The sequence below is a fragment of the Streptomyces sp. NPDC059695 genome (assembly GCF_042733785.1).
GTDB lineage: Bacteria > Actinomycetota > Actinomycetes > Streptomycetales > Streptomycetaceae > Streptomyces.
In genome coordinates, this window is record NZ_JBHWFF010000041.1 from 24,990 (window position 1) to 46,200 (window position 21,211).

General features: G+C 74.6%; 13 protein-coding genes. 9 read left to right on the top strand and 4 right to left on the bottom strand.

The window, feature by feature from the left end:
• Window positions 1-17 precede the first annotated feature (17 nt).
• The gene (locus ACFV2S_RS33245) at window positions 18-1,853 is read right to left on the bottom strand and encodes a glycoside hydrolase family 15 protein (RefSeq protein ID WP_385567939.1); all 1,836 of its coding nucleotides are present in this window, start codon (window positions 1,851-1,853) and stop codon (window positions 18-20) included.
• Between the two features lie 194 nt (window positions 1,854-2,047).
• Here ACFV2S_RS33245 and ACFV2S_RS33250 point away from each other — a divergent pair, with 194 nt between their 5' ends.
• The 9 genes from ACFV2S_RS33250 to ACFV2S_RS33290 all read left to right on the top strand — a co-directional run bounded on the left by ACFV2S_RS33250 (window position 2,048) and on the right by ACFV2S_RS33290 (window position 14,766).
• A complete protein-coding gene (locus tag ACFV2S_RS33250) occupies window positions 2,048-2,842 on the top strand; it encodes a glycosyltransferase family 2 protein (protein WP_385567942.1) in 795 nt (264 codons plus the stop codon).
• A 565-nt stretch (window positions 2,843-3,407) separates the two neighbouring features.
• Window positions 3,408-4,157: a glycosyltransferase gene (locus ACFV2S_RS33255; protein WP_385567944.1), complete on the top strand. Its 750-nt coding sequence runs from the start codon at window positions 3,408-3,410 to the stop codon at window positions 4,155-4,157.
• 5 nt (window positions 4,158-4,162) lie between these two features.
• On the top strand, window positions 4,163-5,614 hold the full coding sequence (locus ACFV2S_RS33260; protein ID WP_385567949.1) for a glycosyltransferase family 4 protein: 1,452 nt from the start codon (window positions 4,163-4,165) through the stop codon (window positions 5,612-5,614).
• Window positions 5,611-8,073, top strand: a complete 2,463-nt coding sequence (locus ACFV2S_RS33265) for a lipopolysaccharide biosynthesis protein (protein ID WP_385567953.1) — start codon at window positions 5,611-5,613, stop codon at window positions 8,071-8,073. The genes ACFV2S_RS33260 and ACFV2S_RS33265 overlap by 4 nt, the downstream gene beginning before the upstream one ends.
• Entirely contained in the window at window positions 8,070-9,914 is a 1,845-nt protein-coding gene (locus ACFV2S_RS33270) for a glycosyltransferase (protein WP_385567957.1), read from the top strand. Before ACFV2S_RS33265 ends, ACFV2S_RS33270 begins: the two co-directional genes overlap by 4 nt.
• The gene (locus tag ACFV2S_RS33275; protein ID WP_385567961.1) at window positions 9,896-10,768 is read left to right on the top strand and encodes a PIG-L deacetylase family protein; all 873 of its coding nucleotides are present in this window, start codon (window positions 9,896-9,898) and stop codon (window positions 10,766-10,768) included. Before ACFV2S_RS33270 ends, ACFV2S_RS33275 begins: the two co-directional genes overlap by 19 nt.
• Window positions 10,765-12,414, top strand: a complete 1,650-nt coding sequence (locus tag ACFV2S_RS33280; protein WP_385567965.1) for a phospholipid carrier-dependent glycosyltransferase — start codon at window positions 10,765-10,767, stop codon at window positions 12,412-12,414. The genes ACFV2S_RS33275 and ACFV2S_RS33280 overlap by 4 nt, the downstream gene beginning before the upstream one ends.
• On the top strand, window positions 12,401-13,495 hold the full coding sequence (locus tag ACFV2S_RS33285; RefSeq protein ID WP_385567969.1) for a glycosyltransferase family 4 protein: 1,095 nt from the start codon (window positions 12,401-12,403) through the stop codon (window positions 13,493-13,495). The genes ACFV2S_RS33280 and ACFV2S_RS33285 overlap by 14 nt, the downstream gene beginning before the upstream one ends.
• A complete protein-coding gene (locus ACFV2S_RS33290) occupies window positions 13,492-14,766 on the top strand; it encodes a beta-galactosidase (RefSeq protein ID WP_385567973.1) in 1,275 nt (424 codons plus the stop codon). Before ACFV2S_RS33285 ends, ACFV2S_RS33290 begins: the two co-directional genes overlap by 4 nt.
• Here the strand turns inward: ACFV2S_RS33290 and ACFV2S_RS33295 are convergent.
• From ACFV2S_RS33295 to ACFV2S_RS33305, 3 genes are all read right to left on the bottom strand, one after another.
• Entirely contained in the window at window positions 14,757-15,551 is a 795-nt protein-coding gene (locus ACFV2S_RS33295) for a class I SAM-dependent methyltransferase (protein WP_385567977.1), read from the bottom strand. The genes ACFV2S_RS33290 and ACFV2S_RS33295 overlap by 10 nt on opposite strands.
• On the bottom strand, window positions 15,548-20,026 hold the full coding sequence (locus ACFV2S_RS33300) for an aminotransferase class I/II-fold pyridoxal phosphate-dependent enzyme (protein WP_385567980.1): 4,479 nt from the start codon (window positions 20,024-20,026) through the stop codon (window positions 15,548-15,550). Before ACFV2S_RS33300 ends, ACFV2S_RS33295 begins: the two co-directional genes overlap by 4 nt.
• 132 nt (window positions 20,027-20,158) lie before the next feature.
• Window positions 20,159-21,193 (bottom strand): LacI family DNA-binding transcriptional regulator, encoded by a 1,035-nt coding sequence (locus tag ACFV2S_RS33305; RefSeq protein ID WP_385567985.1) that lies wholly within the window; start codon window positions 21,191-21,193, stop codon window positions 20,159-20,161.
• Window positions 21,194-21,211: the final 18 nt, after the last annotated feature.

Sequence of the window (21,211 nt, forward strand, 5' to 3'; positions counted from 1 at the left end):
GCCGGAGGACGACGCGATCATGCCACGGCGAGGGGGCGCGCACGATCGCGGCGGCGGGTGCCGTACAGCGTGAACGCCGTGTTCACCAGGGCGACATGACTGAGCGCCTGGGGCATGTTGCCGAGCTGCCGGCCGGCCACCGGGTCCCATTCCTCGGCGAGGAGCCCGACGTCGTTGCGGACGTCGAGGAGCCGCTCGAAGACGGTCCGGGCCTCGTCCGCACGGCCGGTCATCGCGAGCGCGTCGGCGTACCAGAACGTGCAGGCCACGAAGGTCCCCTCGGTGCCGCCGAGGTCGTCGAGCTCGTGCGTGCCGCCGTCACTGACGTCTCCGTACCGGCGCAGGAAGCCGTGGTCGTCGAGCCGTCCCATCGCCCGGACGGTGCCGAGGACGCGCGGGTCGGCGGCCGGGAGGAAGCCGAGCCGGGGGATCAGCAGGGCGGTGGCGTCGACCTGCCGGCTTCCGTAGTACTGGGTGAACGAGCCCTGTTCCTCGCTCCACCCCCGGGCGCAGACCTCCGCGTGCAGTTCGGCGCGGAGCGCCTGCCAGCGCGCGACGGAGCCGCGCAGTCCGGCGACGCGGGCGAGACGGACGGCCCGGTCGGCGGCGACCCAGGCCATGACCTTGGAGTGGACGAAGTGGCGGCGCGGGCCCCGGACTTCCCAGATGCCCTCGTCGGGCTCCTGCCAGCGCTCGCCGAGGTACTCCAGGAGGGAGGCGACCAGGGACCAGGCCGCGGGGGCGAGGGACACTCCGGCGCGCACGGCGGAGTAGACGGTGCTGAGGACCTCGCCGTAGACGTCGAGCTGGAACTGCCCGAAGGCCGCGTTGCCGAATCTGACGGGGCGTGAGTTCTCGTAGCCCGGAAGCCAGTCGGCGTCGGTCTCGGCGAGCCTCCGCTGCCCCTCGACCCCGTACAGCGGCTGGAGGTCGGCGGGATCGCCCGCGACGGCGCGCAGTAGCCAGTCGGTCCAGGCCAGCGCCTCCCCTCGGTAGCCGCCGCGCAGCAGGCAGGAGAGGGTGAAGGTGGAGTCGCGCAGCCAGCAGAAGCGGTAGTCCCAGTTGCGGTGGCCGCCGATGGACTCGGGGAGGGAGGCGGTGGCGGCGGCGACGATGCCGCCGGTGGGGGCGTAGGTGAGGGCCTTGAGGGTGAGCAGGGAGCGGATCACGGCCTCGCGCGCGGGCCCCTCGTAGCGGAGGGCGGCGGCCCAGTCGTTCCAGAAGGCGAGGGTGCGGCAGAGGGCGGCGGCGACGTCCCCGGGGGACGCGGGCGGCGGGGCGGGGGCGTGCGAGGGGCGCCAGCCGAGGACGAACGCGACCCGTCGGCCGGCGGTGACGCTGAACTCGCAGGTCGTGCGCTCCGGGGTGACGTCGAGTTCGACGCCGGGTCCGCAGGAGAGGTGGGCGGCGTCGGGTCCGGCGACGGAGACGACGGTGTGCCGGTCCGTCGAGCGGGTCCAGGGCACGATGCTGCCGTGGTGGAAGCGGACCCTCAACTCGCCCCGTACGGCGACGCGTCCGGTGACCCCCTCCACGACGCGCACGATCCTCGGGGCGCCTTCGCCCGAACAGCGCGGCGGCATGAAGTCGGTGACCCGGACGGTTCCGGAGAGGGTCTCCCACACGGTGTCGAGGACGAGGGTGTCGCCGCGGTAACTCCGGCGCGTGCAGCGGCTTCCGCCGACGGGTGCGATGATCCAGCGGCCGTGCCCGGCGTCCCCGAGGAGGGCCGCGAGACAGGCGGGCGAGTCGAAGCGCGGCGCGCACCACCAGTCGACGGACCCGTCGGTCCCGATGAGCGCGGCGGTCTCCAGGTCACCGACGAGGGCGTAGTCTTCAATTCGCCCTGCCATGACCGGATTGTATTCCTCTCGGAGACCGCGTGCAGAAATCGACGGCGGAACCGCGGACCGGTCCTCGCGGAAGTCCGCGTGTTCTTCCGCTCTTGTTGACGGCGCCACCGCCGCGCAGGATTCTGAAGAATGCGGGCGTTCGCCCGAGGGGCCGAACCGACGAGTGAGGCCGTACCGATGAGTAGCGGTTCCCGATGAGCAGCGATTCGCATCCCCTGCGACGGTCGACCGACCGGACGCCCCGCTCCGGCACCCGGACGGTGACGCTCGTGCTCACGGTCCGCCCCGGTCACGCGCGGCCGGGCGCGGCGCTCGACCGGCTCCTGGACCAGGTGCCGTCGAGCGTGCGGGAGGTCGTGCTGATCGGCGGCCCCACCGGGCAGGGCGCCGCGCGCGAGGGCATGGACGTGCGGCGGCTCGGGGACTGGGACTTCACGCGGGGCGACATCCCGCACGCGGCCCTGCTCGCGGCGACCGGGGACCTGGTCGTGCTCATGAACGCCGACGGAAGCATGTCGCCGCACGAGATCCCGCATTACCTGCATTACCTGGAGAGCGGTTACGACTTCGTGAAGGGCTCGCGTTTCATCGCGGGCGGCGATTACGCCGACTATCCGCTCTCCCGTCGTCTCGGGCACCGCGCGCTGCTGCGGGTCGCCCGCCGCCTCTACGGTCAGCACCTCACGGATCTCTGGTACGGGTTCTGTGCGTTCCGGCGGCCTTTCGTGGACCTCCTGGACCTGCGCGAGGACGGCGTCGAGCTCGGGGCCGAACTCGTCACGCACGCGCTGCACTACGGGCTGCGCGTCGCCGAGGTGCCGAGCCTCGAACTGCCGCGCCGCCCGGCGGGACGGCACGGCCCGCCGCATCCCCGCACGGTCCGCGACGGCGCCCGGATCCTCGGCACCCTCCTCGACGAGCGGCCGCACAACGCCCTGTCGCGGCTCGCGCACGGACCGTTCCGCGGCTCCCGCGACTCCTCCGTTTGACGAACCACTCCCCCGGATGCTAGGGCTTAAAGAAGCAACATTTCAGGACAAACCAGACCCTGAGCGCACACCCTCGGCAGGGTCGGTTGACGGAGAGGCTCGTCGTGACCTCACATCCCCTCAGCCGAACACCGGTGGCACCCGTTCCGCACCCGCTGCGACGCGTGACCGACTGGCCCCTCGCCGATGCCCGGCGCCGCTCGCTCTGCCGCTCCCCGCACCGTCCGACCGCGCACCCGGCCCGCCGGGCCTCCGACCGGATCGGCCCCGGCGCCCCTCCGCCCCGGAGCCGGGCCTGCCGGCCGCGCGGCGCCGCGCGGCGGCGGCGGGCCCGTACGGCCCACACGCGCACCGCACGCCGCGGGCGCGGCTCGGGCCGAAGCGCCGGCCCATCGGGCTCACCCGTCCGACCCCGCTCATCCGGTTCACCGGGTTGCCACGGCCCGGCCGGTCCGTCCGGCCCCGCTGACGGCGGCACCGCCCGCCGCGCCCCCGTCCACGCCCCCATCCCCCGCGCGCCCGTGCGCCCCGCGCCCCGCGCCTTCCCCCGAGGAGGCGAGGCGTGATGGCCGCCGCACGCACCCACGCACCGCTCCCCCGCCGGCTCGTCCGCCCGCCGGTGGAACTGGAACTCCTGATCCCCGCGTTCAACGAGCAGCGCCGGCTGCCGTCGACCGTGGCCGCCAGCGTCGACTACCTGACCGCACGGCCGTGGTCCTCCGCTGTCGTCGTCGTCGACAACAACAGCGCCGACGGCACGCTCGACGTCCTCGGACGCTTCGCCGACTCCCCCGTCCCGGTCCACGCCATCGGCTGCAGCGACCAGGGCAAGGGCGCGGCGGTCCGGCGCGGGATCGAGACCTCCTCGGCCCGGTTCATCGGCTTCGCCGACGCCGACAACGCCACCCCGGTGGACACCCTGGACCGGGTCATGCGGCTGCTGCGGCAGGGCCACGGCGCCGTCATCGCCTCCCGCCACGCGCCCGGCGCGCGCCTCGACGTGGAGCAGCCGCTGCTGCGGCGCGGCGGCGGCCTGCTCTTCCGCACCCTCGCGCACCTCTCGCTGCCCGGTGTCGCCGACACCCAGTGCGGCTTCAAGTTCTTCCCCGGGCCGCTGGCCCGGGAGATCGCGCGGGACTGCCGCATCGACGGATTCGCCTTCGACGTCGAACTGCTCGCCCGGGTGGTGCGGGCCGGTCGGGACGTCGTGGAGGTGCCGGTGGTCTGGCACGACGTCCCCGGTTCGACGTTCTCGGCCCGGCGCGACGGACTGCGCTCGATGGCCGATCTCGTCCGGATCTCGCTGGCCCGGTGATCGCCATGACCGCACTCGACCGGCTCGCCCGTACCGACCTCGCCTTCCTCAACTGGCGCGACCCGTCCCATCCGGACGCGGGCGGAGCCGAGGCGTACTGCTGGGAGATCGCCCGGCGGTTCGCGGCGGCCGGAGCCCACGTCACCTTCGTCTCGTCGCGCTACCCGGGCTCCCGTGCCCGGGAGTACCGGGACGGGATCCGCGTCGTGCGCGCCGGCGGCACCTTCGGCGTGTACGCGTCGGCCGCCGCCCATCTCCTGCGGAACCGTCACGCGTACGACGCCGTGGTCGACTTCCAGAACGGGATCCCGTTCTTCTCCCCGATGTTCACACCGCGCTGGACCGCCGACATCTGCGTCATCCACCACGTGCACCAGAGGCAGTTCGACACCCGGTTCCGCTGGCCCCTGAACTCCGTGGGGCGGGTCCTGGAGAAGCAGGTCAGCCGGCGGGTCTACCGCGGCCGGCCGGTGGTGGTCGTCTCGCCCTCCACCCGTGAGGGCGCCCGGCGCGAACTCGGCTTCGGCAATCCGATCCACATCGTCCCCAACGGGCGCCCCGGCCCCGCGCCCACGCCCCCGGCCGGACACCGCTCCGCCGTCCCCGCGCTGACCGTCGTCAGCCGGCTCGTCCCGCAGAAGCGGGTCGACCTGATCCTGCGGGCCGTGCCCGCGCTCCTGCGCCGGCGCCCCGAGCTGCGCGTCGACCTGTGCGGCGACGGACCCGAGGCGGAGCGCCTGCGGAAGCTCGCCGCCGAACTGGGCGTGGGATCCGCCGTCGTCTTCCACGGACACGTCACCGAGGAGCGCAAGCAGGAGCTGTTCCACAAGGCGTGGCTGACGGTGGTGCCGTCCGTCGCCGAGGGCTGGGGGCTCGCCGTCATCGAGGCGAACACCGTCGGCACCCCCGCCCTCGCCTTCGACGTGCCGGGGCTGCGGGACGCGATCCGGCCGGGCGTCAACGGCTGGCTGCTCGAACCCGGCGCCGATCTCGCGGAAGGCGTCGCCGCCGCCCTGGACGCGCTGTCCACGGCGGAGGCGCGGCGGCTGGCCGCACTCCGGTGCCGGGCCTGGGCCGCGGCCTTCTCCTGGGACGCCAGCGCCGAGCGGCTCGCGCAGGTCGTCCTGGAGGACCTCCACCGCATCCACCGCCACCGGCGCTCCCGGCGCGGCGCGAGCGACCTGTCCGTGCTCACCCGCTTCACCTCCCCCGACCCGGACGCGACCGAGCGGGCGGTACGGGGCTCCCTGCGCCAGACCGACGTCTGGCGGCGCGAGGGCGACGCCTTCCGGCTCCTCCTCCACGGCTGCGACGAGGTGCGGGCGCTGAGCGCCCTGCGCCGCCTCGACGTCGCCGACGCCGACATCTGCCTGGCGAACGGCCACGACGTCCTGCTCGGTACGGCGGAGACCGGCGACGGGTCCGCCACGGGCCGGGCCCAGGGCGGGCGGCCGTGAAGCCCGCCGGCTCCGTCACCAGCCGCCCGGAGGTCCACCCGGACGAGGTCACGGCGGTGCACGGCGCGCGCTGGATCGCCACCGCCGTGGTCGTGGTCGGCGCGGTGAACTACGCGTACTCCCTGATCCTCACCCGGCTCCTGGACGTCTCCGGGTACGCCACCTTCGCCGCGGGCCAGGGCCTCATCGTCTGCACCGCCGCGGTGGCCGTGGTCACCGTGCCGTGGATGCTCGCGCAGGCCCTGGCACGCGCCCGTTCGGACGGCGAGCGCGGCGAGGCGGTCCGCTTCGCCGTGGTCACGGCCTTCGCGGGCGGCACCGTCGCGGCGGTCGTGGTGGCGGCCGTGTCCATGGAGTTCGCGAGCGCGGTGACGACCCTGGTCATCGCCGGCGCCACCATGGCCGTCTACGTCACCCGGGTGAGCGCGGGCTGGCTCCAGGGCACCGAGCGGCTGCGGACGCTGGCCGTCCTCACCGCCCTGGAGGCCGCCCTCAAGTTCGGTGTGGGCCTGTTCTTCGTCACCGCCCTCGGCATGGGCGAGACCGGCGCCCTCGCGGCCTTCGGGATCGCCGTCCTGCCGTACGTCTTCTTCCGGCCGCGCCACTACCACGGCGTGCCGCGCCGCCCGTGGCGGGCGGTGAGCGCCGACCGGCGGCTGTGGCGGCGGGCGATGGGCGTCGCCTCGATCCAGGGCGTGGTCGCGATGCTCGCTGCCGTGGACATCGTGCTCGTCGCGATGCTGCCCACCGACCGCGCGGCCGCGGCCAGTTACCAGGCGGCCGTGATGCTCGGCCGCGTCCCGCTCTTCCTCGCGAGCGCCGTCTCCATCGCCTTCCTGCCCGCGCTGTCGCGGCGACGGGCGGGCGACCCCCTCACGGCGAGCGCGCTGCGGATGTACCTCACGGTGGCACTGCCGCTGACGGTGGTGGCCGCGACGGCGCCGGGCGCCCTGCTCACCATGATCTTCCCCCCGGGGTACTCCATGGTCTCCACCCTGCTGACCTGCACGGCGGCGTCGGGCCTGGCGCTCGGCGCGCTCGCCCTGCTCGTGACCTTCGCCCAGGCGGTCAACGACTACGGCTGCCTGCGGACGCTCCTCGCCGGTCTCGCCGTGTACGTGACGGCCCTGCTGACCGGCTGGGCCCTCGGCGGCGTGCTCGGGATGGCGGTCGGCGGACTGTGCGGGACCGTCACGGCCCTGGTGCTGATCGCGGTGCGGCATGCCCGCCGCCACGGCTTCGGGGTGGCGGAGCGGCCCTTCGGCCGGGTGGTGCTGCCGCTGCTCGCGCTCGCTGCGGCCATGGCGCTGCTCAGCCCCCACACCCTCGCCTGGTTCGGCGCCGCCCTGGTGGTGACGACCGTCGCGCTGTGGCGCTTCTTCGGACGGCGCGGCTCGCCCGTCCCGGCGGCCGGCGCCGCCGGGGAGGCGGCCGGGACCGCGCTCCCGGACCCGGCCGCCGAGTCCGGCCCGGGCCGCCCCGGAACACGGGAGCCGGTCCCCGGCGAGCGGCCGACAGCACGGGCCCCGGCCCACGACGAGCGGACCGTGCCGCTGCTCGTCGACGCCGTGTGGCGGGGCCGGGTCCGGCCCGCCGGCGACGAGGAGTTGCTCGGCGCGCTGGCCGCGGCCCGGCTCAACCAGGTGGAGGGCCGGCTGGCCCGCGCCTATCCCCGGCAGCTCGCGTCGACCCTCGAAGAGGTGGAGAGCGCGACCGGTCTGTTCCGGCGGAACCTCGTGGAGTCCACGGACCGGCTGCGGACGGCGGGCATCCCGACCGTCCTGATCAAGGCCGACCTCGGCGGGGACTACGTGTACGGCAACTTCGACCTGGTGGTGCCCCCGGGACGGCTCCCGGCGGCGCAGGCCGCCCTCGACGGCTGGTACGCGCACCGCACAACGTACTGGCTGGAGCGCACCAGCAAGGTGCTCCTGGAACCCGCGCGGGGCCCCGCGGCGCATCTGCACGGATCGGTCTCGTGGTTCGGCGTCCCGGTGGTGCCCACCGAGCGGCTCTTCGCGCGCGCCGAGCGGCCGGTCCACGCCGACGGCGAGGCCGACGGATACGCCTGGCTGACGCCGTGTGCGTCCGACCGGCTGCGGATCTGGCTGGCGCACGCCCTCTTCCAGAACCTCACTCTGGACCTCTCCGAACTCCTCGCGCTGCGGGCGCTGCTGCGGCCCGAGGTGATCGCGGAGGCCCGCCGGGAGGCCGCCCGCGAAGGCTGGAGCACGGGCGGCCGTGCGGCGCTCGAAGTCGCCGTCGAGGCGATGGCGCGGCTGGACCGGGGCGAGCCCGTCCCGCTGCCGCTGCCGCTGCCCGTGGGAACCTCGCTCCGGGCCGGGGCCGAGCACTCCGGGCACCTCCTGGGCGCGGGCCGGATCCGGGCCGCGACCCGTGAGGCGTCCCTGCGCGTCCCCCTGGTGATGGCCAAGAAGCTGCGGAGGCGGGTGCCATGACGACGATCCGAGGCCCTCTGCTCGTCGCGGTGTCGGGACCGGACGGCGCGGGCAAGTCCTCGCTGGTGCGACGGCTCTCGACCCTGCTCCGCGAGCGCGGGATCACCGTCGTCACGACCCACTGCTACGGCTGCTTCCTGTGCCGCTCGTTCACGGTCCCGCCCCGCGCCGGGGAGGCCGGGGACCCGGGCGGGGACCGCCGGGCCCGGCGCGCCTCGGATCCCGAGGGCCGGGGTTCCCGGCGGCGCGCCGCCCACGCGTTCCTCGACGCGGGCGAGCTCGCGGCCCGGATCGCCGCGGCCCGGCTGCTCGTGCGCGCGCGGGCCCGCGGCGGGCCGGCCGTCGTCGTGACGGACCGCGGGCCGCTCGACGGGCTGGTGAAGTTCGACCTGCCGGTCGCCTCCCGGGCGGCGTCCGTCTTCCGCCGGATCGCCGGCCGCTACGGTCTGACCCTGCTGGTGGAGACCGGGCCCGAGACTCTGCGGGGCCGCGGCTGGGAGGAGATCGCGGGGCCGCCGACCGTCTGGTGGGCCCGCTACCGGAGCTGGTCGCGGCGGCTGCCGGGGATCGCGCACCTCGACGGCGAGCGGGCCCCGTCCCTGGTGGCGGGCACGGCCCTGGAGCGGATCCTCGACGAGGTACGGGCACGGGAGCGGACGGCCGGCGAGCCGGAGAGCGGCGCGGCCGGGGACCGGCGGCACGTGGTGCTGTCGATCTACGACGACGCGGACAACCCCGCGTACCGGGGCGGCGGGGCGCTGGTGGTCGGCAAGGTGGCGCGTCGGCTCGCCGAGGACTTCCGGGTGACGGTCGTGACGGCGGGCCGCCGCGGCGGCACCGAGGACCGGGACGGCATCCGGTACGTCCGGCTGCCGGTGGGCCGGGCCGGACCGCGCGCCGGACAGCTGCTGTTCCTCGCGGTGCTGCCCTTCGTGGCCCGCCGGATCCCGCACGACCTGTGGCTGGAGAGCTTCACTCCCCCGTTCTCGACGAGCTTCCTGCCCCTGACGACGGGCGCCCCCGTGGTCGGCATCGACCAGGGACGCAGCGCGGAGACGCTGTCGGACCGCTACCACCTGCCCTTCTTCCTGGTCGAGCGGCTCGGGCTGCGCTGCTACCGGCACCTCGTGGCCCTGAACGCCGCCGACGGCGCGGCGATCCGCAGGCACAGCCCGCGGGCCGACGTGCAGGTCATCCCCAACGGGGTGGAGCAGCGCGGGCTCGACGAGTCCCTGCTCGGGTCCGGGCAGTTCATCCTCTACTTGGGCCGGATCGACACCTGGGTCAAGGGCCTCGACCTGCTGCTCGACGCCTACGACCGGGCCCGGCCCCCGCTCGACCTGCTGCTCGCGGGCAGCGGCACCCCCGCCGAGGAGCGCCGCCTCGCCGCGCTGGTCGCCGCGCACGACCGCGGTCCGGAGCCCCGGATCCACTGGGTGGGCTTCGCCGACGGGGAGCGCAAGCGCCAGCTGCTGCGCGACAGCGCCTTCCTGGTGATGCCCTCGCGGCACGAGACCTTCGGCCTGGTGGCCCTGGAGGGCATGTCGTACGGCAAGCCCGTGCTCCACTTCGACCTGCCCGCGCTGCGCTGGATGCGCGACGGCGGCGACTTGACCGTGCCGCCCTTCGACATGGCGGCGTTCGGGGCGCGCATGACCGAGCTGTCCACGGACACGGCGCTGCGCCGCCGGCTGGGCCACCGCGCCGGGATCGCGGCGCGGCACTACACGTGGGACGAGATGACGGGCCGCTATCTGGCCCTGGCCCACCGACTTCTGGACTCACCCGCCGCCGCACGGCGGCCGAGGAAGAGGGGTGCGTCATGGCAGACGACCCGCTGACGGGCTTCGTCCGGACCCTCGTCGGCTCCTGCGTCCCGGTGCTCGTGCTGTCGCCGCACCTGGACGACGCGGTCCTGTCCTGCGGCGCCCTGCTGGGCTGGGCGGGACGGCGGGCCCCGGTGACGGTCGCCTCGCTGTTCACGGAGGCCACGCCGCCGCCGTACACCCTCTCGGGCCGGACGTACCTGAAGCAGACCCGTGCCGGGGACGCGGAGGAGCTGTTCGCCGAGCGGCGCGCGGAGGACCTGCGGGTCCTGGAGCTGCTGGGCGTCGACCCGCACCACGCGGGCCTGGTCGACGGGCTGTTCCGGCGGCTGCCGCGGCCCCGCCCGGGCACCGGGGGGCTGGCCCGGCTGCTGCCCGAGGTGGCGCACGTGTACCCGACGTACCGGCTGCACCTGACCCGGGGCCGGGTCTCCGCGCACGACGCCGCGATCCTGCGCGCGGTCGCGCAGACCATCGACGACCTGCTTCCCGCCGGCTCCGGCGGCCTGGTCCTCGCGCCCCTGGCCGTGGGCGGCCACGCCGACCACGTCCTGGTCCGGACCGCCGCCGAGCGCAGCGGCCGCCGGGTCGTGTACTACAGCGACTTCCCGTACAACCAGTCGGCCGCCGCCGACGCGGAGTTCACCCGCGGGCACCGGCTGGTGGCCCGCGCCTGGGAGCGGGACCTCGACCGGAAGGCCGAGCTGGTCCAGGGCTACCGGACGCAGGCCGACGCGCTGTTCCCCGGGGGCCGCGTCCCGCGCGTGCCCGAGGTGTACCTGGTGCCCGAGTCGGACTCCGGGGCCGTGCCCCGGACCGCCACCCGGCCGCCCGGCACCCGGGCCAGGACCGCCGGGGGTGTGCCGTGACCGTCCCGCGCACCGCACCCGCGCCCGCCGGAACCGCGCGCACGAGGTCGCCGCTCCCGCGCCCGCGCCTGCCCCGGGGCCCCGTCCCGGCCGGCGTGTACGCGGCCCTGGCCGCGCTGCTCACGGTGGCGCTGCGCCTGGTGGAGATCGGGCGGGCCGGGGACGTGTTCATCGACGAGCCGATCTACCGGCGCCTCGGCGACAGTGCCGCCGCCGGCGGCTTCCCCCGCACCGGCGAGGGCCTGTTCTTCCTGCACCCGCCCGGCTACTTCTACCTGGAGGCGGGCTGGACCAAGCTCGTCGGCGGACACGCGGACATCATCGCGGGCGTGCACTCCTCCCGGGTGCTCAACTCCCTGCTCGCCGGGGTCACCGCGGCCCTCCTCGTCCTCCTCGTCGCCAGGGTCCGCTCGCCCCGCGCGGGCGCGCTCGCCGGGCTGGTGTTCGCCCTGGACCAGTTCTGCATCCGGCAGAACGACCGGGTGCTCCTGGAGACGGCCACGATGATGTGGATCCTCGCCGGCTATCTGGTCCTGGTGGGGCTCGCCCGCACCGATCCGCCCGGCCGCCCCCGTGCCCGCGCCCTGCTCGCCGGTCTCTTCCTCGGTCTCGCGGTCCTGACGAAGGACCACGCGGCGCTGATCACCGTGCTGCCGCTGCTCGCCGCCCTGGCGCTCGGATGGGGGCCGCCCCGGCGCCTGCTGGCGCTGACGCTCACGGTGACGCTGCTTCCCTACACCGTGTACGTGAGCCTCGTCGCGGGCTTCGGGCACTTCGACGGCTTCTGGGAGGCGAAGACCTCCGGCGTGCGGCGGCTCCTCGGGATGGTGCAGGAGACGGGCTTCAACGCGGCGGGCACCCCCTCGCTCTCGGGCCGGCTCCTCGACGAACTCCCGGGCTACGCGGGCACGTACCTGCTGCTCGCCCTGACCCCGGTGGCCCTGGTGCTGCTGTGGCGGCGCAAGGAGCCCGTGTACCGGCTGCTCACGCTCTTCCAGGCCTCCGCCATCGTCACCCTGGGGTACGCGCTGACCCTGGGGACGCTGGAGGAGCAGGCCCTGTACCTGCTGTTCGTGCCCAACCTGGTGGCGCTCGCCGTGACCGTCCGCGTGCCGTCCCGGCACCGCCGGGTGCTGCGCGCGGCGGCCGTCGGCGCGCTGGTCGCCGTGCTCGCCACGCCCGCCGCCGTGTACGCCCAGAACCGGTGGACGGCCGACGACGGCTTCCAGCGCCTGCGGGCCTACCTGCTCACGCACGTCCCGGCGGGCACCGCCGTCGTCACGGTCGACGGGCAGCGGACCCGGGGCGTGACGGACTGGGTCCTCGAGGACACCTACCGGCTCGGCCACTGGGTGACGCCCGGCGAGCGCGCCGCCGAGGGCGCCCGCTACCTGGTCGTGCCGTGGCGGGTCATCGAGCAGGGGTACGGCCGCTCCACGCCCGCCGAGGTGCGGCGGCTGACGGGCGGGCTGCCGCCCGTGGTCGCCTACCACGGACCGACGTACGGCACGCTCGCCCTGTACCGGCTGCCGTCGTCGCCGCCCGGGCCCGACCTCACCCGCCTCGTCGTGCCCGGTGCGGCGGCCGGGCCGCTGCTCCCGGCGCCGGGGCCGCTCCCGGCGGAGGTGCCCGATGCGCCGCGGTGAGCGGCGGCCCCGTGTCCTGCTCCTGACCAGCAGTCCGCTGGACGGGTCGGAGGGCTGTGACGTGCGGCTCGCCTCCGACGTGCTCGGGTCGCTGCCCGGCGTGGACTTCGTGTGGTTCACCCAGTGGCCGAACGGGCGACAGCCCACGCCCGACCGCGGCCGGCCGGTCCGCATCCTGTCCCGGGACGGTGTGCCGCACATCCCCGAGCGGGTGCAGTCCGCGGGCGCCGGTGCCCTGTTCGCGCACCGGGTCGACCTCGTGCACGCCTTCCTGACCATCGGCCGCACCTTCCCGGCCTTCTCCTGGCTGCGCCCGCTGCTGCTGGGCGGACGGCCGGTCGTGCACACCGTGCCCGGCGTGATGGACAACCGCTATCTCCGGCGCACCCGTCCCCTCGGGACGACGGTCGCCCTGTCCGAGTCGATGGCCCGCAGGCTGCGGGCCGCCGACTTCGGCGACGTCCGGGTCGTACCGCCCATGATCGGCCTCGACGAGTGGCCGTACCTGCCGCGCCCCGAGGGGTTCCCCGCGGTCCTCTTCGCCGGGCACCACGATCCGCACGGCGGGGCGGAGACCGCGATCGAGGCGGCGGCCGAGGCGCATCGGGAGGGAGCCAGGTTCCGGCTGGTCCTCGCGATGCGGGGGCGGCCCGGGCAGGACAGCGAGGCCCTCGACGAGGCGCTGCGGGAACGGGCCGGCGCGGCCGGGCTGCCCGACGTCGAGGTGCTCGGGTACGTCGACGACATGCACGCCCTGCTGGCCTCCGTCCAGGTGCTCCTGTTCCCGCCGGCCGTGCTCGGCGGCAAGGCGGACATCCCGCTCACCGTGCTCCAGGCGCTGGCCTCCGGGCGGCCGTCGATCCTCAGCGACCTTCCCCAGTTCGCCGACTTCGGCCATGCCGTGCTGCGCGCCCCCGCGGGCGACGGGCGCCGCACGGGGCAGCAGCTGGCGTGGCTGCTGGGCCAGCCGCGCTCCTGGGACATGCTGGCGGAGCGGGGCCGCGCCCTGGTCGAGGACCACTTCGGTCCCGAGCGGTTCGCCGCCCGGTACGCGGCGCTCTACCGGGAGCTGCTGTCGTGACGGCGCCGTGGTGGACGGGGTCCCGCGGTCTGCCGGGGACCCTGGTGTTCCTCGCGGTGCTCGTGCTGCTCGTGGGGGCGCTCGGGGGGCTGCGGCGCGAGGATCCGCGCCCGGCACCGTACTGGTACGGCACGCTCCAGACCGATCCGGAGCGGGCGCGCACCGAGTACGAGCACGGCATCCGGGTCGCGCACCTGCAGATCGACTGGAGCCGGCTCGAACCGGAGCAGGGCGTGTACGACGAGGGGTACGCGCGCGAGGTACGGGACCAGGTCGCCGTCTTCCGGGACGCGGGGCTGCTCGTCGAGGCGGGTCTGGGGCTCAACCACGCACCGTCCTGGCTGCCGGACGCCTATCCGGAGTCGGTCTGGATCGACCAGTACGGGCGGCGGTCCACGGCCACCCCGAACATCGTGTTCAGCGAGCCGGTGCGCGAGGGGGTCGCCGGCTACGTGCGCGCGGTGGACCGCCTGATCGGCCTCGACACCTTCTGGGCCGTGCGCCTCGGCGTCAACGAGAGCGGCGAGTTCACCTATCCGGCTCCGTCGGCGGATGGCGAGGGCCGGGCCGCGTTCTGGGCGTACGACAGCCATGCCCAGGCGAGTTCCCCGTTCCCGGGCTGGCGGCCCGGTGAAGGCACCTACCACGGGCGGCCGTTCACCTCCGAGGAGGCCGCCCGCTGGTACGACTGGTACGAGGGGGCCCTCGCCGGGGCCGTGAACTGGCAGATCGACCTGTACACCTCGCTCGGCTACCGGGGGCAGCTCAAGGTCCTCGTGCCCGGAGCCGGCTTCTACCCCTCCGACCTGCGGGCGGCCGTCGGCGCCCGGCTGGCCGGCTCGCCGGCGATCGGGCTCGTCGGCCGCGGGGCGGGCTTCTTCCGGACGCTGGCCCTGGTCGAGCAGCGGGACACGGTACGGATCGTGACCACCGCCCTGGTGGACGGCACGGGCAGGCCCCGGGACAACGGCTGCACGCCCGCCGACGCCCGGGTCGACGTGGCCGCGCCGGGCGACGCGGCGGTGCGCGCCTGGTCCTCGGCGCGGTGGGTCACGGCGGTGGCCCGGAGCGCGGGCTTCACCCGGCTGGCCGGGGAGAGCGCCGGGCCGCAGATCGCCCCGTACCACGACGGGGTGACGGACACGGCGTACCGGCAGATGGCGTCCTGCGGGCTCGAGGGCATGATGTGGGCCTTCGACCGGCACCTGTACGACGGGACGCCCGGGTCCTCGCTCGACCGGTACGCCGAGACGATCCGGAGTCACCCCTGAGCCGTTGCGCCGGGCGCGCCCGGCCGTTCGGCCGTGAGCAGCAGGATGCCGGTGTCCCCGTACTCGGGCAGGGTGCGGTCCTTGGCGAGCCGGGTGATGCGCAGGCCGGTGGTGCGGGGGAGGAACACGGCCCGCAGGGCGGTGTCGTCGACGGGGCAGGCGGGCCAGACCGGGCCGGTGCCGATGCGGTAGCTCGGCATGCGTTCCATGAAGGCCGCGAGGAGGGTCCCGCCGGGGCGCACGGCGCGGACGAAGGCGTCGCAGACGGCGGTGAACTCGGCGAAGTCCTCGGTGACGCTCTCGGCGACGAAGTTCATCGAGGCGAGGTCGTAGGTCCCCGGGGCCAGGTCGGCGGCGGTGCCCCGCAGGACGCGCACCCGTCGCAGCGCCTCGGCGCACCCCTCCGGGAGGGCGGGGTCGAGGGAGCGGCAGAGGACGTAGAAGGGATCCCAGCTGGTGTCGATGCCGTGGTCGAGCTGTGCGCGCAGATAGCGCACACTGGCGGCGCTGGGCTCCAGGGCGTCGATCCCGAGGCTGGCGGCGCCGGCGAGCATCAGCGGGTACAGGTTGGGGCCCGCGCCGAGTTCCAGGGTGCGGGGCAGGCTGCCGGGGGCGAACCGCCGGTAGACGGCGGCGTGGTGCGTGATGACGCCGATGTCGCAGGGGTGGAGCCGGCGGTAGTTCTCGGCGAGGTAGTCGTCGACCGGCCAGGCGTTCCAGTCGGCGTCCCGGTTGCGGCGGATCCGGCCCGTCTCCCCGGGGAGCGGCGGACGGGGGACCTTCACTCCTCCGCCGTCCTTCCCGCGGTGACGGGACGCGTGGTCGCGGCGGGCTGCAGGGTGAAGCGCGCGGCGAGTTCCGTGAGGGCGGCGCACAGCTGCTCGATCTCCTCGTCGGTGTTGGCTGCGGTGATCTGGATGCGGAAGCCCACCCGGTCGCGCGGGACGAGCGGGTAGGACGCGAGGGTGACGTAGATGCCGTGCTCCCAGAGGAAGGCGGCGACGGCGTCGAGGTCCGCGGCGTCGCCGAGCGGGATCTCGATGATCGGCAGGCCGTCCGTGTTGGGGGTGTCGATGCCCAGGGCCCGCACATGGGCGAGGACGCGGGCCGTCATGCGGTACAGCCGGGCCCTGATCTCGTCGCCGCGCTCGTCGTTGACGTCGAGTCCGGCGAGGGCGGTGGCGAGCGAGGCGGTCGGCGAGGGACCCGAGTACAGGTACGGGGCCGCCGCCACCTTGAGGTGGTCCTTGAGCCACTTCGGTACGGCGAGGAAGGCCAGCAGCGAGGAGAAGGCCTTGGAGAAGCCGCCGACCAGGACCAGGTTGTCGTAGGTCTCGCCGAAGTGGCGGACGATGCTGTTCCCGCGGGAGCCGTACGGGCTGCTCTCGCCGGGGCGGCGCTCCCCGATGACGCCGAAGCCGTGGGCGTCGTCGACGTACAGCAGGGCTCCGTTCTCGCGGCAGACGCGGGCCAGGACCGGCAGGTCGGGGAAGTTGCCGGTCATGCTGTTGACGCCGTCCATGCAGACGAGCCGGCCGGCGTCGGCGGGCGCGCCGCGCAGCAGCGCGGCCAGTTCGTCCGGCCGGTCGGCGCGGAAGCGGTGGATCTCGGCGCCCTGCCCGCGGGCGCCGACGGCGCCGTCGTACACGGTCCGGTGGGCCTGCGCCTCGACGAAGACCTGTCCGGTGCCGGCGAGCAGCGGGATGACGGACTGGTGGATGAGGGTGATGGTCGGCAGCAGCAGGGTGTCCGGGGCGCCGAGGAGCTCCGTGAGCCGCTCCTCGATGCGGGGGTAGAGCCGGGGGCTGCCGATGAGCCGGGACCAGCTGGGGTGGGTGCCCCAGCGGCGGACCTCGGGTCCGATGGCGTCGATGATCTCGGGTTCCAGGTCGAAGCCGAGGTAGTTGCAGGAGGCGAAGTCGACGAGCCAGTCGTCGCCGACGCGGATGCGGCGGCCCTCGATCTCGTCGATGACGGCGTCGCACATGAGGCTGGTCCGCTGGAGGTGTTCCAGGTCGCGCCAGCGGGACTCGCGCGGGGGCCGGACGGTGGGGGCGGCGGGCGCGGATCCCGTGAGCCGGACGACGGGCCGGGCGGGGGGCGCTGCGGCGTTCGACGGGGCGCGGTGCAGATAGGAGTCGGCCTGGTGGGCGGTCATCGGGCGGGCGAAGAGGTAGCCCTGGCCGTACCGGCAGCCCATCTCGGCGAGCAGCGACCGCTGCTCCTCGTGCTCGATGCCCTCGGCGACGACCTGGAGGCCGAGGACGTCGGCGATGCGCACGATGCCGTCCACGAGGGCCACCTGCTGCGGGTCGGTGGTGATGTCGTCGATGAACGACTTGTCGACCTTGAGGACGTCGATCGGGAACTCGCGGAGGTAGCTGAGCGAGGAGAAACCGGTGCCGAAGTCGTCGATGGCGATGGCGACGCCCAGCTCCTTGAGGGCGGCCATGGTGGTCCTGATCTGGGCGTCCCTGCGCATGAGGACGCTCTCGGTGAGCTCCAGGACGAGCGAGCCGGGCGCGAGCCCGGAGGAGTGCAGGGCGCGCCGCACCCCGTCGAGGAACCCGGGGTCGCGGAACTGCCGGGCGGAGACGTTCACGTTGGCGCGCAGGGGGGTGCGGCGGGGGTGCGAGCGCTGCCAGCGGGCGATGTCGAGCGCCGCGTGCTCCAGGACCCAGGCGCCCAGCGGCATGATGTGGCCGCTCTCCTCGGCGAGGGTGATGAACTGGTCGGGCGGCACCATGCCGCGCCGGGCGTGCGGCCAGCGGATGAGCGCTTCGAGACCGGCCGGGGCGCCGCCGTCGACCTCGACGATGGGCTGGTAGCGCAGGGCGAAGGCGTGGTCGGCGATGGCGGTGTCCATGCCCGCCTGGAGTTCGTGGCGGGCGACGAGCCGGGAGTGCAGCTCGGGGTGGAAGAGCCGCCACCGCTTCTTGCCGGCGGCCTTGGCGGCGTACAGGGCGAGGTCGGCGTGGCCGAGGAGCTCCTCGGCGTGGGCGCTGTCGAGGACGGTCGCGATGCCGACGCTGGTCGAGACGGAGACGGCGCCGTCGGTGAGGTGGAACGGCTGGCTGAGGGTGTGCACGATCTCGGCCGCGAGGGCCTCGGCGTCGCGGGGTTCGCGCGCGCCCTCGATGAGGACGGCGAACTCGTCGCCGCCGAGCCGGGCGGCGGTGTCGGTCAGTCGCAGGACCGAGGTGAGGCGGCGGGCGACGGCCACGAGGAGCTCGTCGCCGACGGAGTGCCCCATGGTGTCGTTGACGACCTTGAAGTCGTCGAGGTCGACGAAGAGCATGCAGGTCAGGGTGGACTCGCGGCGGCCCCGGAGCAGGGCCCGCTCGATGCGTTCGAGGAGCAGGACGCGGTTGGGGAGTCCGGTGAGGGAGTCGTGGAAGGCCCGGTGCGTCAGCTCACGCTCCAGCTTCCGCTGCTCGGTCACGTCCCGGAGGGTGAGGACCAGGCCGTGGACGGTGCGCTCGTCGCGGAGGTTGCTGCACCGGACCTCGACCTCCAGCTCGTCGGAGCCGCCGTGCAGCAGTTTCCAGTCGTCCCGGGCGTCGGCGGCGCCGCGGGCGCGCGCGTCGGCGACGAGGCGCAGGGCGCCGGCCGTGTCGGACGGGGCGACGAGGTCGGTGAGCGGGGTGCCCGGCAGCAGGGAGCGGCCGAACATGGACTCGGCGGAGGGGCTGGCGTACCGGACGGTGTCGTCGTCGTCGACGATCAGGATGACGTCCGAGGTGTTGTGGACGAGGGTGCGGAAGTAGGCCTCGCTGGTGCGGCGGTTGACCTCCTCGCTGAGCTCGAAGCGTTCGAGGGCGAGGGCCGCCTGGGAGGCGAGGGACTGGGCGGGGCCGGAGATCTCCGCGAGCTTCTTCTCCGGTCCGCCGAGGAGCAGGACGCCGAGCAGCGGTTCGCCTCCCGCCGGGGTCTGGACCTCCAGGGGGCAGAGCAGGACGTGGGTCTCGGGCGTGATCTCGGCGGCGACGGACGGGTCGAGCCGGGTCAGCGGGAGGAGCTGGGTGCCGTCGGCGACGACGTCGGGCCAGTCGGTGCCGCGGGGCCGGATCAGCTCGTCGGTGCGGCAGGTCCAGGGGTGCCGCGCGGTGGCCACGGCGGTGAGACCGCCGCGGCGGTCCCTGGTGAGGAGCAGGACCCGGTGGGAGGTGCCGGGGCCGAAGAGGGTGGCGGAGGCCGTCTCGACCGCTCCGGCGACCTCGCGGGGGCTGAGGGCGGCGACGAGGGAGGCGGCGGCGACCCGGAGGCTGCGCTCGCGGGCCTCGGCCTTGCCGTGGTCGTTCATCATGCCCCAGAGCCGGGCGAGGACCAGCAGGAACATGATCGCCGAGAAGATCGCGATGACGGCGATGTCCTTGTTCTGGTCGTGGCGCAGCGACTGGAGGAGCAGCAGAGCGGGGGCGACGAGGGAGGCTCCGGCGAGCAGCGCGAGCCGCCGTTCGGCGATGCGCGGGGCCGGTTCGGGGGCGCGCTCGGTGAGGCCGGTCATGGAGGGGTGGAGGGCGGCGAGGCCCCAGGCGGTGAAGAAGACGACCCAGCCGAGGTCCCAGGGGGTGCCGACCTGCCAGGTGCCCTTCAGCTGGAGGATGCCGTAGATCACGTCGGAGGCGAGGATGCCGCAGGTGCCGAGGGTGAGCAGCTGGACGGACCGGGAGCGCAGCCCGCCGGGGACGAGGAGCCGGGCGAGCATCGCCAGCATCAGCACGTCGCCGAGGGGGTACGCGATGGAGATGGCCTTCTCGGTCCAGGTCATGTCCTCGTTCCTGGCGAGGGGGTTGATCAGGTTGACCCAGCAGAGCAGCGCGAGGCCCGAGGTGAGGATCAGGGCGTCCAGGACGACGGCGAGGTCGCGGCCCACGGCCCGGTAGCGGATGAACCCGAGCAGGCCGATCGCGAAGAGCGGGTAGGTGACCAGGTAGAGGGCGTCGGCGACGGACGGGAAGGGCCTGGTCTGGCCGAAGAAGGCCTCCAGGGCGTTGTAGGCCGTGTCGCCGCTCACGAAGGCGAGGTTGGCCGCGGCGAGCACCAGCCAGGGCCAGCGCCGGACGGGCCGGTGCAGGTGGACGCCGATGAGGATGGCGACGACACCGCTGAGCCCGATCAGGGCCCAGAGGACGGTGTGGCGGTCGGGGAAGTTCAGGTACGCGATCGTCAGCAACGTGACGATCAGGAGGTACACCAGGGTCCAACGGCGCAGTGTCCCGGACATGGTCTGCGTCCGGTTCGGCTCGCGCTGCGGCATCGTCGACCGCCCCCTTGCCGGGTCGGACGCCGTCGGTAGCGTCCTGGTCGCGGATAGGGACCCTGTACGGGGTCCATTCTCCGGGGCCCCGGGGAGGGCTGCACCTCGGCGCCCTGTGCCTGGCTTTCGGAGTCAGGAGGAGGCGCGGACCACCAGTTCGGTGGGCAGGATCCGGCGGGGCTGTTCGTCCGGGCCGCTCGGGGCCACGATCTCCTGGAGCAGCAGGCGGGCCATGGTGCGGCCCATCTCCTCGATGGGCTGGCGGACGCTCGTCAGGGGCGGGTCCATGTGCCGGGCGACGGCCGAGTCGTCGACGCCGACGAGGGCCACGTCCGCGGGGACCCGGCGGCCCGCCTCGCGCAGCACGCTCCGGGCGCCGGCGGCCATCACGTCGGACGCGGCGAAGACGGCGTCCAGGTCGGGGCGGCGGTCGAGCAGCTCCCGCATGGCGCGCCGGCCGCCCTCCTCGGTGAAGTCGCCGTTGGCGACGAGCGTCTCGTCGGGTGCGAGTCCGGCCTCCGTCAGGCCGTCGCGGTAGCCGTCGAGGCGGCAGCGGGCCACGTACATGTCGAGGGGGCCGGTCACGGTGGCGATCCGGCGGCGGCCGCGGCCGGCGAGGTGGGCGACGGCGGTCCGGCCGGCGCCGGTGTTGTCGGAGTCGACGAAGGCGACGCGCTCGGCCTCGGTGCGGCGGCCGTTGAGGACGGCGGGCAGGCCGAGGGCGCGGACCTGGTCGGGCAGCGGGTCGTCGCCGTGCACGGAGACGAGGAGCACGCCGTCGACGCGTTGCGCGGCGAGGTACTGCTCGAAGCGCTGCCGCTCCTGTTCGCTGCGGATCAGGGTGAGGAGCAGCTGCTTGTCGGCGTCGGCGAGTTCGGTGCTGACGCCACGGATGATGTCGAGGAAGTAGGGCTCCGCGAAGAGCCGTGCCTCGGTCTCGGGGATCACCAGGGCGACGGCGTCGGTGCGGCTGCCGGCGAGGGCGCGGGCGGCCCGGTTGGGCACGTAGCCGAGCTCGGCGACGGCCCGTTCGACGGCGGCCTTGGCCTGCTCGCTCACCTTCGGGGAGCCGTTGATGACCCGGGAGACGGTGCCGCGGCCGACTCCGGCCCGGGCAGCGACCTCCTCCAGGGTGGGCCTGCCGGTCTGCCGTCCGCTCACCGCCATGTGCCGCTTCTCCCCTCG

Excerpts from the sequence above, each read along its gene's own strand:
- ACFV2S_RS33245 (WP_385567939.1), bottom strand. The coding sequence starts at position 1,853 with ATGGCAGGGCGAATTGAAGACTACGCCCTCGTCGGTGACCTGGAGACC.
- ACFV2S_RS33250 (WP_385567942.1), top strand. The coding sequence starts at position 2,048 with ATGAGCAGCGATTCGCATCCCCTGCGACGGTCGACCGACCGGACGCCC.
- ACFV2S_RS33255 (WP_385567944.1), top strand. The coding sequence starts at position 3,408 with ATGGCCGCCGCACGCACCCACGCACCGCTCCCCCGCCGGCTCGTCCGC.
- ACFV2S_RS33260 (WP_385567949.1), top strand. The coding sequence starts at position 4,163 with ATGACCGCACTCGACCGGCTCGCCCGTACCGACCTCGCCTTCCTCAAC.
- ACFV2S_RS33270 (WP_385567957.1), top strand. The coding sequence starts at position 8,070 with ATGACGACGATCCGAGGCCCTCTGCTCGTCGCGGTGTCGGGACCGGAC.
- ACFV2S_RS33275 (WP_385567961.1), top strand. The coding sequence starts at position 9,896 with ATGGCAGACGACCCGCTGACGGGCTTCGTCCGGACCCTCGTCGGCTCC.
- ACFV2S_RS33285 (WP_385567969.1), top strand. The coding sequence starts at position 12,401 with ATGCGCCGCGGTGAGCGGCGGCCCCGTGTCCTGCTCCTGACCAGCAGT.
- ACFV2S_RS33300 (WP_385567980.1), bottom strand. The coding sequence starts at position 20,026 with ATGCCGCAGCGCGAGCCGAACCGGACGCAGACCATGTCCGGGACACTG.
- ACFV2S_RS33305 (WP_385567985.1), bottom strand. The coding sequence starts at position 21,193 with ATGGCGGTGAGCGGACGGCAGACCGGCAGGCCCACCCTGGAGGAGGTC.